This window comes from Nostoc sp., assembly GCF_036917975.1.
Lineage (GTDB): Bacteria > Cyanobacteriota > Cyanobacteriia > Cyanobacteriales > Nostocaceae > Nostoc.
The window spans coordinates 64642-78504 of sequence record NZ_JBALEJ010000071.1 but is presented as its reverse complement, the minus strand read 5'-3'; the positions used below and the strand labels follow the sequence as shown (position 1 = coordinate 78504).

At 40.9% G+C, this 13863-nt stretch carries 18 protein-coding genes and 3 pseudogenes; 9 read left to right on the top strand and 12 right to left on the bottom strand.

What is annotated here, in order from left to right; all coding sequences use genetic code 11:
* The 4 genes from V7K76_RS25845 to V7K76_RS25830 all read right to left on the bottom strand — a co-directional run.
* Positions 1–509 (bottom strand): condensation domain-containing protein (locus V7K76_RS25845; protein WP_335030203.1); only part of this gene is annotated, 509 nt, incomplete at its 3' end.
* Positions 510–698: 189 nt separating this feature from the next.
* A complete protein-coding gene (locus V7K76_RS25840) occupies positions 699–842 on the bottom strand; it encodes a hypothetical protein (protein ID WP_335030202.1) in 144 nt (47 codons plus the stop codon).
* An 84-nt stretch (positions 843–926) separates the two neighbouring features.
* Positions 927–1055 (bottom strand): hypothetical protein, encoded by a 129-nt coding sequence (locus V7K76_RS25835; RefSeq protein ID WP_335030201.1) that lies wholly within the window; start codon positions 1053–1055, stop codon positions 927–929.
* The gene (locus tag V7K76_RS25830) at positions 1040–1405 is read right to left on the bottom strand and encodes a hypothetical protein (protein WP_335030200.1); all 366 of its coding nucleotides are present in this window, start codon (positions 1403–1405) and stop codon (positions 1040–1042) included. The genes V7K76_RS25835 and V7K76_RS25830 overlap by 16 nt, the downstream gene beginning before the upstream one ends.
* Positions 1406–1496: 91 nt before the next feature.
* Between V7K76_RS25830 and V7K76_RS25825 the strand changes: the two genes are divergently transcribed.
* Complete coding sequence (locus V7K76_RS25825; protein WP_335030198.1) at positions 1497–1862, top strand: hypothetical protein; 366 nt, start codon at positions 1497–1499, stop codon at positions 1860–1862.
* A 403-nt stretch (positions 1863–2265) separates the two neighbouring features.
* On the opposite strand, the gene V7K76_RS25820 is transcribed toward V7K76_RS25825, so the two are convergent.
* Positions 2266–2550, bottom strand: a complete 285-nt coding sequence (locus V7K76_RS25820) for a WGxxGxxG family protein (RefSeq protein ID WP_334953019.1) — start codon at positions 2548–2550, stop codon at positions 2266–2268.
* 469 nt (positions 2551–3019) lie between these two features.
* Here V7K76_RS25820 and V7K76_RS25815 point away from each other — a divergent pair, with 469 nt between their 5' ends.
* On the top strand, positions 3020–4582 hold the full coding sequence (locus tag V7K76_RS25815; RefSeq protein ID WP_335030197.1) for a GAF domain-containing sensor histidine kinase: 1563 nt from the start codon (positions 3020–3022) through the stop codon (positions 4580–4582).
* Positions 4583–4873: 291 nt separating this feature from the next.
* Here the strand turns inward: V7K76_RS25815 and V7K76_RS25810 are convergent, their stop codons facing one another.
* Positions 4874–5341, bottom strand: a complete 468-nt coding sequence (locus V7K76_RS25810; RefSeq protein ID WP_334953023.1) for a response regulator — start codon at positions 5339–5341, stop codon at positions 4874–4876.
* 289 nt (positions 5342–5630) lie between these two features.
* Between V7K76_RS25810 and V7K76_RS25805 the strand changes: the two genes are divergently transcribed.
* A complete protein-coding gene (locus tag V7K76_RS25805) occupies positions 5631–5939 on the top strand; it encodes a DUF1003 domain-containing protein (RefSeq protein WP_334953025.1) in 309 nt (102 codons plus the stop codon).
* Between the two features lie 270 nt (positions 5940–6209).
* On the opposite strand, the gene V7K76_RS25800 is transcribed toward V7K76_RS25805, so the two are convergent.
* Positions 6210–7160 carry a choice-of-anchor A family protein gene (locus V7K76_RS25800; protein ID WP_335030196.1) on the bottom strand — a complete coding sequence of 317 codons (951 nt, stop codon included), beginning with the start codon at positions 7158–7160 and terminating at the stop codon, positions 6210–6212.
* 181 nt (positions 7161–7341) lie between these two features.
* Here V7K76_RS25800 and V7K76_RS25795 point away from each other — a divergent pair, with 181 nt between their 5' ends.
* Positions 7342–7560 carry a hypothetical protein gene (locus V7K76_RS25795; RefSeq protein ID WP_335030195.1) on the top strand — a complete coding sequence of 73 codons (219 nt, stop codon included), beginning with the start codon at positions 7342–7344 and terminating at the stop codon, positions 7558–7560.
* A 512-nt stretch (positions 7561–8072) separates the two neighbouring features.
* Here V7K76_RS25795 and V7K76_RS25790 read toward each other — a convergent pair.
* Entirely contained in the window at positions 8073–8228 is a 156-nt protein-coding gene (locus tag V7K76_RS25790; RefSeq protein ID WP_334953028.1) for a hypothetical protein, read from the bottom strand.
* A 391-nt stretch (positions 8229–8619) separates the two neighbouring features.
* Here V7K76_RS25790 and V7K76_RS25785 point away from each other — a divergent pair, with 391 nt between their 5' ends.
* Positions 8620–8742, top strand: a complete 123-nt coding sequence (locus tag V7K76_RS25785; protein WP_334953030.1) for a twin-arginine translocation signal domain-containing protein — start codon at positions 8620–8622, stop codon at positions 8740–8742.
* 139 nt (positions 8743–8881) lie between these two features.
* On the top strand, positions 8882–9739 hold the full coding sequence (locus tag V7K76_RS25780; protein ID WP_334953032.1) for an aldo/keto reductase: 858 nt from the start codon (positions 8882–8884) through the stop codon (positions 9737–9739).
* A gap of 20 nt (positions 9740–9759) precedes the next feature.
* Here V7K76_RS25780 and V7K76_RS25775 read toward each other — a convergent pair.
* Positions 9760–9888 (bottom strand): annotated as a pseudogene (locus V7K76_RS25775) (DNA-binding response regulator); the annotation flags it as partial.
* A 250-nt stretch (positions 9889–10138) separates the two neighbouring features.
* Between V7K76_RS25775 and V7K76_RS25765 the strand changes: the two are divergent.
* Entirely contained in the window at positions 10139–10354 is a 216-nt protein-coding gene (locus V7K76_RS25765; protein WP_334953034.1) for a hypothetical protein, read from the top strand.
* Between the two features lie 131 nt (positions 10355–10485).
* Positions 10486–10941 carry an RICIN domain-containing protein gene (locus V7K76_RS25760; RefSeq protein ID WP_334953035.1) on the top strand — a complete coding sequence of 152 codons (456 nt, stop codon included), beginning with the start codon at positions 10486–10488 and terminating at the stop codon, positions 10939–10941.
* A 441-nt stretch (positions 10942–11382) separates the two neighbouring features.
* Here the strand turns inward: V7K76_RS25760 and V7K76_RS25755 are convergent, their stop codons facing one another.
* Positions 11383–11541, bottom strand: coding sequence for a hypothetical protein (locus tag V7K76_RS25755; RefSeq protein ID WP_334953898.1), 159 nt, complete (start codon positions 11539–11541; stop codon positions 11383–11385).
* A gap of 2 nt (positions 11542–11543) precedes the next feature.
* Positions 11544–12681: pseudogene (locus tag V7K76_RS25750) on the bottom strand (IS4 family transposase).
* Between the two features lie 148 nt (positions 12682–12829).
* Here V7K76_RS25750 and V7K76_RS34665 point away from each other — a divergent pair.
* A pseudogene (locus V7K76_RS34665) lies at positions 12830–12946 on the top strand (IS982 family transposase); the annotation flags it as partial.
* Between the two features lie 221 nt (positions 12947–13167).
* Here the strand turns inward: V7K76_RS34665 and V7K76_RS25745 are convergent.
* Positions 13168–13860 carry an HAD family hydrolase gene (locus V7K76_RS25745; protein ID WP_334953897.1) on the bottom strand — a complete coding sequence of 231 codons (693 nt, stop codon included), beginning with the start codon at positions 13858–13860 and terminating at the stop codon, positions 13168–13170.
* Positions 13861–13863 lie beyond the last annotated feature (3 nt).

The window sequence follows — 13863 nt, the reverse complement described above, 5'->3', positions numbered from 1 at the left end:
AGCACTCCAATTGACCAGCCATCGGCAACTATGTGATGTAGATTTAGCAGCAGCAGATATTCTGCTTCATCCAGTTGCAGCAGCTTTACTCGCAGTAATGGCCTAGTGGTTAGATTGAAAGGATGTTGAGCCTCTTGGGTTACGATTTGCTGCATTCGTGTGCCGCGTTCTGATCTGTCGAAATTGCGTAGGTCTATTAAGGGAAGAGGTATGGTTAAGCTAGGTGAAATCGCCTGTACTGCTTGCTGCTCTACCATAACAAACTTAGTACGTAACGTTTCGTGACGACGTACAATTTCGTTGAATGTCTGCTTTAAGGCGGCGAAGTTAAGGGAACCTGTCAGGTGAAGTGCTGTTGAGACGTTGTAAAATGGATTCCCCGGTGCTAACTGGTCGAGAAACCACAATCGCTGCTGGGCGAAAGAAGTGGGAAAAACGAAAACCTCTGCTTCCTCAGAAAAATTAAGTTCTTCATCATCTGTGAGACTACTGTAAATATACTGGCTCATAAGTGAATTGCAAACAGTTGTGGTGGAATTTGTGGAAACTTTTTCTCAGGTCATCTTGTTGTCAATGCTTCGATAAGAGTTTAGCTTTGAAGAACTAATGACCTTATAGATTGAGCTTTCTACTCCTTTTGCTCAAACCCAATTTTTAACCAAGTAGTATTGGGAAGTGAATTACCTCCAACTTCAGACTTATGAATGCTGTACAATGCCGTTGAAGATGGCCGAAGTTAGAGAGGTTTTCACCCAGACATTTTGATTGTGATAAAAATCACCACGCTGTTCTAGTGTAAACCCACCCAGCAATAATCCCAACCATACTTCTACCATCGGCATTTTTAATCCACCTTGGAGTTGAGTTAAAGAAATTTCACCTTTGACATTTATCAGATGGTTAGCGATGTCTACGACGGGCTACGCCTACGCGCTCTGCCATTTTTGGACATCTTCATCTGATGCCAAATTGCGGACATCTTCTAAAGTTGTTACCTCATCAAGCATTGCCAAAACATTTGCTTTTTCAACAGGTGCTGCTACAGAATCACCCAACTCAGTAGGAGATGAAAATTGGTGTGGGCCAGTGGTTTAAAGGTTTGTGGTGTTTGCGGTTCAATCAAATCATCTAAATCTAGGTGCATTGTTGTCCGCACTAGACCAGCAAAGAGATCGGTGCTAACAATTGGCCCCTTTGGGTTATTGCGATCGCAGGTATCTTGCAACAGCACTTCGGCACGAGACTTGAGAATATCCGCAATTTGACTGAAGGCAAGCGCTGCGGTTAATAACTGTGCCTCTAAGGGTAATTTTTCAAGCTCCGCATCTAAACATTCCCACATCGGTACAAGTGAAGATGTGGGTGGAGATTCGGACAACTCATCAAGCACATCCCAAATTGTCATATTAAATTCAAAAGCAGATCCACCCCAGTCGCCACACCAACAAAGCCATATAAATCAAGACTTCCACACCACCCACACCAGTTTAGATGACTTGGTAGAAAAAAAAGATTTAAATCAAATAAACATTGATTTAAAAATTGACTCGTCAGACCAAAATCAAATCACTCCCCCCATAGTTTCACCTGCTAATAAAGCCGATTGGGAGCCAAAGTTACAGGTACTCACTTGTATCTCCTCCCAAACAGTGAAGAGTAGACCTTTGCTGTTAGTTACTGTCTCTAATTTTTTATCTGGTGGTATTCGTTTCTCTAGTTGGGGTTGTTTATTTTCTAGTTATGGTTGTGCTAAATCAGTAGCTTTACTTGAATCCGTTTTAGTTAATTATTCTAGATTAACTGTTGGCGTTGATGCGGTTAATGGGAAGTCAGACGAGTCTATAGCTGCATTTATTTTTTGAAGTTCCGGATCAAGAGCGGGGATAAATAGCCGGAATTTCCCTTGTACCTAACTGTAAATACCCACTCGCCAGGTAAGCATTAGGGTATTTGGAGCCGCGAGATTTTTTCGAGAAATTCCCGTATTTTGTCTGGCGTTTAAAAATCTATCTAATTTCTGTTTTCGGTAGAACTTACCAAGAAGGGGAAAAGGGGAAGGGGAAAGGGCACAGAATTTAGAACTTTTCCCCACAAGGTATAAAGCCCCTGTTTTTAAATAGGTCGAACAAAAAAAGAAGATTTTTGAGACACGTAGTGCGTTCGCCCTTGGCGTCTCGTAGAGAGAAGTAAGCCGCGTCTTTATTTGAAACGCCTGCTTTTAAGTCACTGGTTCCCTTTCCCCTTCTTCATTCTATTGGAGTTGTGCTAAGGAGTTACATTGGGGTCGCGGTAAGCAGTAGGTTCAGAGCGATTGCGTTTACCTAAACCAGCCAAACCTACTAAACCCAGTAAGCCTAACCAGCCCCAATTAAAATGGTCGTTATCTCTCCTATCAGCTCCTTGAAGCGAGGTGTTATCTGTAGTTGAAGTGGTGTTTGTCTGAGGGGATGTGCTGCTCTGAGCTAAGGCGGGCATAATTAGGGGAGTTATGGCTAGACCGACTGCTAGAATGCCAGAACCCATAATTTTCGATATGTCAGAACGCTTCATAATTAAAACTCTGTTTTGGTATCCATACTTTATCAGTCAGTAAAAGAAACATACATCAGTCCTTAGCTACAAATGACTCCGGTCAGAGAGTCCTACTAAAGTCTAGTTACGCCATCGCCTAGAGAGACATCCCTTTACTATTGTAATTTTATGTATGACTGTTATCAAGTGTTTTAGTATTAATGTAGATATCTAGCATATTAAATAAGAATTTTTTTTATAAATAAATATGATTACTGATGAAATAGTAAATAAATCTAAGTAGATAGGTACAAAAACACCAAATTACATAAAGATAAATAAAAGTTATAAAGTATTAATACTGAGAATTATTGGTGATTTGTAATTGTTCAGAAAAGCAATAGCTATAAATCTTACTTGCTCACGAAAGGTTAGGCAGTTTTGATGAATCCTTTTGAAGCGTTATAATAGACTCATTCTTAATTATCTTAAACTCTTCTTAAAAATCGTGTTACAGCCCAATAAATACTTAGACAAAACCAGTTCTCAGGCTGTAGAGTTACTACAAATAGAAGCACTCGAAGTAGCGGAATCTCAGAGAATTGTTGCTATCACCGTTGAAAAGATCCGTCAATCTCTTGACTTAGAATATATTTTTCAGACAACCACTCAAGAAATTAGGCAATTGTTCAACTCTGACCGCGTAATTTTATATCGTTTCAATCCAGATTGGAGTGGAACATTTGTCTCTGAATCCTTAGCACAAGGTTGGTTGCCTCTAATTCAGCAGCAAGTGCATCAGCCAGAATTAGTAGAAAATGTCAGTGAATGTAGCTTGAAAAATTTATCTATTCCTCCAATTGTGGATACTTATTTACAAGATACACAGGGAGGGCGCTTTTCTCAAAATGAAACTTATCGTGTTTGTCACGATGTTTATAGTGCTGGCTTTAGTAAGTGCTACCTGAAAATTTTAGAGCAATGCCAGGCAAGAGCTTACGTGATTACCGCTATTTATCAAAGTCAACAACTTTGGGGACTGCTAGCAGTTTACCAAAACGATGCACCTCGAAAATGGCAAACAGATGAAGTATATATACTTAGCCAAATTGCTTCTCAACTAGGTGTAGCATTACAGCAAGCGGAATTACTCAAACAAACTCAAAGTCAGAAGGAAGAACTCGCCGCAGCTCTCAAAGACTTACAGCAGGCTCAAGCTCAGTTAATTCAAAATGAGAAAATGCTCAGTTTGGGACAATTAGTGGCTGGAATTGCCCATGAAATTAACAACCCAGTTAGCTTTATTTATGGCAATCTGAAGTCGGCTGATGAATACACCCAAAATTTATTTTCACTATTAGATATCTACCAAAAACATTATCCCCAATCAATCAAGGCAATTGAGGAGTTTGCAAATTTCATTGAACTAGATTTTTTAAGGTCAGATTTCCCCAAATTATTCAAATCGATGATGATGGGAGCAGAGCGGATTCGAGATATTGTTCTTTCCCTGCGGACTTTCTCACGCTTAGACGAAGCTGAAATGAAAGCAGTTGATATTCATCAGGGAATTGATAGTACGATAATGCTCATCCAAAGCCGCCTCAACCCTGCTAACCAGCGCCGGCAAATTGAGGTGATTAAAGAATACGGTAGCCTCCCCTTAGTTGAATGTTATCCTGGGCAGTTAAACCAAGTATTTCTGAATATTTTAGTGAATTCGCTCGATGCTTTAGAAGATTCATCGGTTAAAGGTCGGTGGGCAACAAAAAAATTCAATTTAATCGATAATCCCCGAATTTATATTCGCACCAAATTACTAGAACCAGATCAAGTCACAATTAGTATTGCCGACAACGGAATAGGAATACCAGAAGATACTTTAAAGCAAATATTTAATCCCTTTTTTACAACCAAGCCTGTTGGACAAGGTACAGGAATGGGACTGGCTATTAGTTACCAAATTATCACACAAAAACATCGCGGTTGTTTAGAATGCATTTCCCAACCAGGAGTTGGTGCTGAGTTTATTATTCGTATTCCCCTGATTCAATTTGTGCCAAATTTCTAACGCTTGAGATCATGTCTTCAGTTTTCAACGAAGAGGCAGTTCTTTAAGCCAAATTCCTTATGCTTGTAAACTTTACTGTAAATGAATCTGGATTTTACTGAATAAATTGCAGGTGACTTGCACGAGTTAGTTATTACTGGGAGCAATGCTCCAAAGTGAGGTACTTAAAATTCAGGTGCTAAATCACCTGTTTAGGGGTGCGAGCGCTCCATAGCGATTAAAAGTCATGAACCTGTGGTTTACCGCTATCTAATGGCTCTTAAGTTCTAAGGCTATGAGTTGGACTTATCTTTATATAGTTTGTCCTGTAAGCCTTGCTACAACTGCAACAAGCTCATCAGGTTCAAAAGGCTTACGAATAACCTCTTGAAACCCTGCATCTATTGCTTCTCTAATGTCTTCTTGATACGCATAACTTGTTAAAGCCACGGCTGGAAGAAACCCACCCATTGACGCTTCTTTGTTTCTGATGGAGGTAACTAGTGAGTAACCGTCCTTGTCAGGCATCCCGATGTCGCTGATCACAATATCTGGTTTCCACTCTTCAATTGCTTCTATAGCTTCATCCACCGATGTTGCCGTTTTGGTTTGTGCCTGGTAATCTGACAAAATAAACGTAACTATACACAAGCAATCGTCATTGTCATCTACCACAAGTACCCTTAAACCATTGAGGGATGGAGATTGACTTTGCGGTATTTGCTCTAAAAACTCTCTATCTTTTTGTGGATATGTCTCGTTAGAATTTTTTGGCAACATAAAATAACCTCCTACTTGGTGATCTCAATTAGGAGTCTTAATAAGCAGATGGCGACCACCATCTGCTTTTAGACATTTTCATTACTAAATCAATAATAGAATAATCTATATAGCCCTATATTTTCAATTACTCTTTCTCTTAAGCTTGTTATAGCAAGCTTTGACCTCACACACGCGAAGCTCCGTGTCTGCCGATGCCTGTAACAATCTGGGTGGCTCAACGAGTGGATTTGTGGCAGTGGCAGACATCGCTCTTGATTGAGCGAAGCGGTTAAGGGGTTCAACTGGGGTGTTGATTAAACAAGAGCGACAAGAAAAATTAGCAGAGCAACGGACGCAACTTAGCCTTCAACTCAACCTGCTGTCTGAGCAAAAAATTGCGAAACTGATCAGTTTGGTTGAGGAATTACGCCAAGATACTCCCAATGTCAAAAATCGATTTGACCCGGAAGCCCAAATGATGAAGTCCCCTACAGACCCGCACGCAATTATAGATGTATTAGAAGAGACTTTAGCATCAGAGTTAGCAAGTTTTTCGCAGCAAAAAACATCACAAGATCCCCGCAGGGGTACGCTCCGAATTCAAAATTCAAAATGACGCTCTCTACGAGACGCTAAAAGCGAACGCGGACTCGCTAACGCTACGCTAACAAAATTCAAAATTAATGATCCCCATAAATAATTTTAGTTGCTCTGTATCATGAGTCGTTTTCGGTCACTCCCCTCATTCCTGGGAGGAGCGATGGCTAATTAAACTACTTTGCTCTTCTTGCTGTCTCCAAACGGCTGGTAAATTCAACAGCAGAAAGACTACGATATAATACGTAGAGGTACATCTGTCTAACAGCGAACAATAACAAACCAGCATCTACAGGACGCGAAGAAGATTGTCCGATTTGGTTTTACGATGAGATAATCCCAAGATGCCAGCTATTAATCCTAGACCTAACAGATTTTGAGATTCAGGAACCGTTTTCGGAGATGGAGATGGCAGATTGCCTTGAAATAAGTAATTGTGAGACTCTCCAACTCCTGTAAGGGAATTTACTATTACATTGCCCTCAACATTGCCGCCGTTGAATGCGAAATTAGCTAGAGGAGCAAGAATACTACCCTCAACGCCTACATTACTGTCAGTTATGCTTGTAGCTTGATAAAAGTTGAACAGAATATGCTGTTTATCTGTGCCTTCTATATTGAATCCAAAGTTTTGTAGTGACACACTGGTACCACTAACGTTCACAACAACCGTTGAACCCGTGACGCTATTGATTGTAAAATTATTTGCACTAGATAAAGTCGATGCATCAAGGTTAAAAATATCTAACTGACTATTAGTACCTGTGAGACTAATACCTCCATACTGAACATTTGTAGTGCCATTAGCAGATAAACTTGCTAAATTTTGTGACAATGATTTCAATTCTTGTCCGGCTGCGGAAAAGTCAATAGGATTACTCTTAGTCACTGTCCCATTTGGCAATCCTTCGTTGCTACTAACGTTGGCACTACCTCCATAAACGATATTGCCATTATTTACTTGCCCATTACTCAGAGTTAAGTTGTTTCCGGCAACTACAACATTACCGCTGTTAGCAGCAAGTTTACTGCCGATACTATTGCCAACAAAAGTGATATTCCCGCCAGCAGCTAGCTTTCCTTCAACATCTGTATATTGCTCGCTAAAGTTTCCTAAAGTGAATACATTGTAATCAGAAGCTACCCCCAGCCCGGTTGCATTTGCTTTTTGGGAAAGTCCCAATGATAAAATTAGCATAAATGGGACTGATAAAAATTCCCAGGAAGGTTTCTTTTCCATGTTTGATTTTTAAAATGATTTGATAGTTGATGATGACTATCTTATTGGTAAAAATCAGAGGTGGCACTATGTATTAACTGATTTTCATGAATATTTTATGTATTAAATGATTACTATATTTTTTTAATAACCTTGAAGGCAATGCGTAATTTTGCTGTTGACTGAATGCCTTTCATCGGTCATGGCAATTTGGCATCACTCAAGCGATCGTGCAGAACGTCTCCAAGAGTTGGCGGCAAGCTACGCTCCTACTGTTAGTTTTCCCTTAATAATGGGTGCGATCGCCTGTGACGGGCTACGCCTGGGGTTTCCTCTCTTGATTGGTGCGATCACCTGCTTTAAGGGGCTGATAGTTATGCCATCACTTGGGACAAGGGACTTCAACTATAATTCTCCTTGAATAATTTGGAACAATTCACTCCGGCTGCGATTTGCTTCTGACCAAAAAGCTACTTTTAAGAATCTGCCCATCCCATTCATTGATATTCGTCAATTCTAAAGCTTTTATAACTTCCGAAGAAAAATCTGATAATGATTTACTTAAATCTAACGTTGCATATATATTTTTTTCCATTAAGGTAGATAATCCCTATCTCAAAACTATTGCTATTTGAGAATCTTACCTTTTTTTATTGTCAGAAAAAGAAACTTAAAACTCGTTGTGACTCAGATCCTCTTTATTCAAGTGTAAATACTGGTTACTTAGTATAAACATGTTTTAATTACTGAGAAAAGGATTTAGCGATCGCACTCGCACATTTTTCGGCCGACCTCACAAAATCGCATTGCTCCCAGTAGCTTTTAGGTTTTCAATGGATTAACACTGCTGTCGTACCTGATTGTGTTGAATATTTGGTTTTGCTCAATTTTTCCATATCAGAGACGGTATTCTCAAAGAAATACGATTTATGTCTACACTCGCAATAAGATCATGGAAAAACTTCTATTGCCTTGTTTTACGCCATGATAAACACCCCCAAATACTACCATGCTCAAATCCAGAGCAGCGATCGCACATTTGAAAACCTGCTTGGGTACCAACCAAGGGCGTTGCTCCCAATGCGACATGAATCAGTCATTTTTTACCTGCTACATTTGTCTTAAAAACCATAGTTTTTTGGAATCCGGGTAAAGTTCACAACTCTAGCCACGACCAAATAATACACTCTCCGTGACATACTCCTCTTTTCAAAATGGACGCGGTTTAAAAGCCATTGAAGGAATAAACTCTCAGCTTTGGAGGTAGATAAATGTTCTATTCATGACTATAAAATATACAGTTGTTATCTTTCACTAGGAAGACGCGCTTGCACAACTGCTTCCGTAGGATAGTAAAAGTCGATCGCTTGTAATCGGCTCAGACCGTTTGGAGTCAGCCATTGCAAGTAAGTATTAAGCAGTTAGGAGTTTTGAACATTATGAATCAGACGTTAACCCTTCCCCAGTAAGGATAAAATACATGGATATCAAAAGACGAAATTTTCTCAAAGCGGCTTCGGGTTTAGGCGCAGGTTTAGCAGCTAGCGAAGTTTTCCTCTTTAATTTGTCACTGTACAACAGCAAAAAAGCTTGCAATTGGTAAACCACCTAAAGAGAAAGTTGCCTTGGTGACTGTGGCAGTCTAAAGCACCCACCGATTAATTGAACCCAAGCTATAACTACAATCGATCCCTTATCAAGTTCGGATACTTTCAACCAATTTACAGCAACCGATTTACACTATGTCTTCACTTAATGCTAGTGCTTCTGGACAATTTACTCTCTTGGATCGTTCAGTAACACGGCTGGGCTTTGGTTCCATGCAGCTTACGGGCAAAGGGGTGTGGGGTGAACCCAAAAACCGGGAGGAGGCGCTACAAGTATTGAAACGCTTGCCCGATCTCGGAGTCAATTTCATTGACACTGCGGATAGCTATGGACCTTACGTCGCTGAGGAACTGATCGCCCAGGCACTATATCCCTATGACGGCATATTTATCGCCACCAAGGGTGGGCTGACCCGTACAGGTCCGAATGAGTGGCCACCCGTAGGTCGTCCCGAATATCTACGCCAGTGTGTACTCATGAGCCTGCGCCGCCTGAAAGTGGAGCAGCTAGACCTATGGCAACTGCACCGCATCGATCCTAAAGTGCCTGAAGACGAGCAATTTGGTGTCATCGCCGATTTTCTCAAAGAGGGGCTGATTGCGCGGGCTGGGCTGAGTCAAGTCTCAGTGGAGCAGATCGAGGCTGCACGGAAGATATTCCCCGTGACCACGGTGCAGAACCGCTACAACCTTGTAGACCGGGCTGATGAGGCGGTACTTGACTACTGCACCCATGAGGGTATCGGCTTTATCCCCTGGTATCCGTTAGCCGCAGGCGACCTCGCCCAGTCAGGTGGACCGGTAGACATGATAGCTAATGCACACAGTGCATCGCCGGGACAAGTGGCACTGGCTTGGGTACTGAAGCGAAGTCCTAATATGCTGCCAATTCCGGGAACAAGTCAAGTTGCTCACCTCGAAGAGAACATTGCTGCCGCGCAGCTTGAACTGTCAGACGACGAGTTTCAGCAACTCGATAAAGCTGCTGCATGAGCCAAGCGATCACTACTTTAAGGGGTCAACAGGCGAAAAGCTGACAAAGCTTCTTCACCATCACTAGCTGTCACTACACTGTAGCCAATCATTTCTAGACGCGTCTGTAAAATTTGGCGGATGCTGGCTTCGTCATCTACTACCAGGATTTTTCCTTTATCACCTGATAAGTTTCTCTGTTCACTTCAAGCATTTGCGAGATTGGAGTTTATGCGGTCTGAAAAGATAATTAGTAATTGGTATGAAGTACAGAGAAATCTGTTTACTTCTGTTATCCGTGAGCATATTTTTACAAATCTTGGTCATGGTGTCATTATCTAGAACTCATAGATGATGTTTTCTGTCAATGCGTAAGTCCTATTAACTTCAGTTTATTATTTGTGGGTAAAATGTCGTCAAATGTGCGTTTCACGACATCCAACTAAAACAGCCTCACAGCAACGGTTAACAGCGTACTACATAGGTCTAACGACATACAATAGACCCGTCACCAGAGTAGGCGCGATCGCGCCTACTCTAGCTGGTAGGAGCCAATCTAGGACATCTTCTGCCCACACAGCTAATAGTTGTGAGCAAAAAAAGCAGAAGCTAGGAGGCAGAAGATTGACATATTAACTACACCACATTGACATAAATCCAATTAAACCTTTTCTGAAACCAGGAAGTCTAAATCAGTAAATCAGTCTATGGATAGAGGAGTTTCCGTGTTAAAAAAACTATCTTCAAGCAGCATTGCACTAGGAGTGGTGTTTTTCGGTACAGTAATGGCAAGTTATCCCAGTATTGCTTTTGAACACGGCGTTAACTTCACTGTTAAATCTAAGTTCAATAGTGAGTACTGTCTTGATGCCAGCGAAGATCAACATCATGAAGGTCGGGAAGTTTACATCTACAAATGTCATGGACGTGTAAACCAGCGATGGACTTTTACAGATGGTGCAGACAATTCCAGTGCAGTCGTTGGTATTTTTGGTTTGTGCCTTGATATTCGTGGCCGTTCTGTCAGGGACAACACTCCTGTACAACTTTGGCGTTGCCATTATGGTGTAAACCAACAATTTACCGTCACTTCACTCGGACAAATCCGTGAATTGCAGTCAGGTAAATGCCTGACCATTTCTAAACCTGGTGATCGACAGCCCGTTTTTATTGATGAATGCAATAATAACGATAGACACCAAGAGTGGGTGCTTCATCGCTAATTAACAACCGGGGTATAAGGGACTTCCAAGTGAATATCCAGTCGCTAAGGAAAGCAGGGGGACCTAGAATCTCATATTCATCTGAAAATGAATCAACTTTGTTGCAGGGTTGAGATTCCTAACCCCCGCCAAAATGACCAGCTTTATGAATTGCGTCCTCTGGTAGAGTTGATCAGGTCGGCAACTGTTGCAATACCCGCACCATGACCAAATGGCACGCTTGTAAAGCTGAAATAGTTGCCTGTTACTTGAAGGATAAAGTGGCAAAAACTGCCACTTTATCCTGGGAGCAATGCGATTTTGTTAGATGAACCCAAACAGAGTGCGATCGCTAATCTGATTTCTCCGTACAAAAATAGATTAACTACCAGCAATTCTCATTTTGAAAAAAAATCAGAGAAAATTCTGTTATTTAAATAGACAATACTTTTCGGTTAAGAATTAAGCAGTATTAATAATGGAAAAATTGAGTGGCTGGCGTTGAGTACCAGTACCACGATGAACAGGCTTCTTAGATGGAAATTTGGAACGAGTTTTTTTGACTAGTCGAGGATTGCTTCTCGGATGCCGAGGCGGAATCTTCTCATCCAAAATCTCCATGATCAACCAGGACCAAAAAAAGGGATTTGTTCGGTTGGGGTATTCTGAAACTCAGGTATTGCTGCACGAATAACCTTGAGAGTGCCAGTAAAACCTAAACGTAAGGGAGAGATGCCAGCTTGCTGGGAGGCTTGGAACATCAAAGACCGCACAGCCCAATGTCCTAAGAGCCAACCATAAACTTCCTGAACAACTTCGCAGGGATTAAGTGAACGGATAGGTGTTTTACGACCATTAAGATGCGTTTTGAGTTCATCAATTGTATTTTCTACTTCCCACCGTTGATAGTATTCACGAGCTAGTATCGCAGCAGGATAAAGTTGAGGATCTAGTAGACTAGTAATCAGGCGGTAAGTTTTTTGTTCTGCTTCTGAGTCAATAGTATACTCAATTACACGTAATAGAATTTTGCTACAACCTTTTTTCTTGGACTTACCATCAGGATAAATCCAGGAAAGATATGAACCGTCGTCTAAAACTTGTTCTGCCACAAACTTAACATTGGCAGGGACTCGCCCTAGAAAATGGCATCCTTGCGTTTGAGTTGCTTGCACCATTTTGTATGAGTGTAATCCTCTGTCCCACATCAATAACATCCCTGATGTTACTGAGCGCAGCAATTTTTTTACCCGCACTCGTTCTCCAATGCGATAGGGGCACATCAAGGCATCTACAATTAAGTGAGTTCCTGCTTCAATTAATAACACTAATCGGATTTTGGGAAATGCCGCTCTGGTTCCTTTTGGGCTTCCCGGATATCCAAAAACTTGAGCATTAGCTGGAGTATCGGGTACATCTAATACCGTTCCATCGACTGCCATCACTCGTAGCCCAAATAGAAATGCCCCCGGAGTTTGTGCTGTTGCTAATGGACGTACTGAGAGCTTAAATAACTGACTCATGGCCCGACATCCTAATCTCTGCCAAGCTTGAAGTAATTGATGATGGGCTTGGTACACGCCAATACTGCCCCAATTTTAGCCACTGAGTTCTTAGCCCTTTGACCAGATTTTTCAACACAGTTCGCATTGAATCCGATGACCACAAGTTCATCGCAATTACCAAACAAACTACTAGGTGTGATGGCAATTTACGCTTTCGTGTTTCCCTACTCTCTGTCTGTCCTAACACTTGCTCAATTGTTTCTGGTGGTATCGCTGTTTCTATGGCTTTTAGCACTTCCCCTGATTCAATTAAGAGTGAGACCAACGAAAATTCTTTGAGTTGCATTTAGATGCGTGTGTTTTTCAGTACAAGACTCAATTTACCTGTTTTTGTCCTTAACCGAAAAGTATTGATGGTTAATCTACTTGCAGGTTTAATTGCTTATACTTTTCAAGAGAAAAAACCCTCTTTAAAGCTAGATAAAAATGAAGCCGAAAATTTACCTGCTTTGTTAGTTTAATTACTCTTTTTATTGAACTAAATTATTTAACTTAAATTTTCCAAAATAGCAGTTTTTGGATTAGTTTATTTTGACTATTTATTGTCATTAATAATCACTAATTGATAGAACATTGACTAAGACTCATTTTTAAGCGTTTATGTTATGTCGAACTCAGGTGACAGATCACGCCGTACTGGCGAGACAATAGAGATAAAACAAGCAATCGATTCTGAGATTCGTCAGTTTCCTAACTCCATGATATGTTTGACAATATTATTCCGGTTGGTAACAAGCCAATCTTTCTCTTGTGCAATCAACATTAATGATGGATGAGGTTCAAACACTACAGGTTTTCCAACGATCTCAAGGAGCGCCGTATCAGTTATTGAATCACCTATGGCGAGGGATTCCTCCAGATTTACACTCCAATCCTTAACCATCTGTAGAAAAATAGAATACTTCTTGCCGAGAGATCCTGACAAGAGATTTACTTTTCCAGTGTACTTACCTTGGTGAGTGGCGAAAATTGAGCCTTGGTACTTTGAAATCCCAAACTCCTCAGCTAGGCAACACACGATTTCATCCGGGCTACCTGAAATTAATACAAGGGAATATCCCTGGCTGTTGAGAATGTCGATAAGTTTCGGAACGAAAGGGAATAGTTTGCTTCGTTCTTGCTGCCATACTTGCCTAGCAATACGCTGCATTACAGTTTGTGATATCCCTGCAATCGCCTCTGCAAAGAGATTATAAGCGGTAGTTGCCATGATCTGGAAGTCAATTTCATTAAGGTGATATTTTTCAACTACTTTAAAAATATCCTCGATCTTTGATTTATCACTAATACCATTTGCTGTTAATGCTTGTAGTAACTGAAGCCCTAAAGCACCAGGATAGAGAGTTCCGTCAATATCTAAGGCAGCAACTTTCATATC

Excerpts from the sequence above, each read along its gene's own strand:
- V7K76_RS25840 (WP_335030202.1), bottom strand. The coding sequence starts at position 842 with ATGCCGATGGTAGAAGTATGGTTGGGATTATTGCTGGGTGGGTTTACA.
- V7K76_RS25830 (WP_335030200.1), bottom strand. The coding sequence starts at position 1,405 with ATGACAATTTGGGATGTGCTTGATGAGTTGTCCGAATCTCCACCCACA.
- V7K76_RS25820 (WP_334953019.1), bottom strand. The coding sequence starts at position 2,550 with ATGAAGCGTTCTGACATATCGAAAATTATGGGTTCTGGCATTCTAGCA.
- V7K76_RS25810 (WP_334953023.1), bottom strand. The coding sequence starts at position 5,341 with ATGTTGCCAAAAAATTCTAACGAGACATATCCACAAAAAGATAGAGAG.
- V7K76_RS25800 (WP_335030196.1), bottom strand. The coding sequence starts at position 7,160 with ATGGAAAAGAAACCTTCCTGGGAATTTTTATCAGTCCCATTTATGCTA.
- V7K76_RS25795 (WP_335030195.1), top strand. The coding sequence starts at position 7,342 with ATGGCAATTTGGCATCACTCAAGCGATCGTGCAGAACGTCTCCAAGAG.
- V7K76_RS25790 (WP_334953028.1), bottom strand. The coding sequence starts at position 8,228 with ATGTCGCATTGGGAGCAACGCCCTTGGTTGGTACCCAAGCAGGTTTTC.
- V7K76_RS25785 (WP_334953030.1), top strand. The coding sequence starts at position 8,620 with ATGGATATCAAAAGACGAAATTTTCTCAAAGCGGCTTCGGGTTTAGGC.
- V7K76_RS25780 (WP_334953032.1), top strand. The coding sequence starts at position 8,882 with ATGTCTTCACTTAATGCTAGTGCTTCTGGACAATTTACTCTCTTGGAT.
- V7K76_RS25765 (WP_334953034.1), top strand. The coding sequence starts at position 10,139 with ATGTGCGTTTCACGACATCCAACTAAAACAGCCTCACAGCAACGGTTA.
- V7K76_RS25755 (WP_334953898.1), bottom strand. The coding sequence starts at position 11,541 with ATGGAGATTTTGGATGAGAAGATTCCGCCTCGGCATCCGAGAAGCAAT.
- V7K76_RS25745 (WP_334953897.1), bottom strand. The coding sequence starts at position 13,860 with ATGAAAGTTGCTGCCTTAGATATTGACGGAACTCTCTATCCTGGTGCT.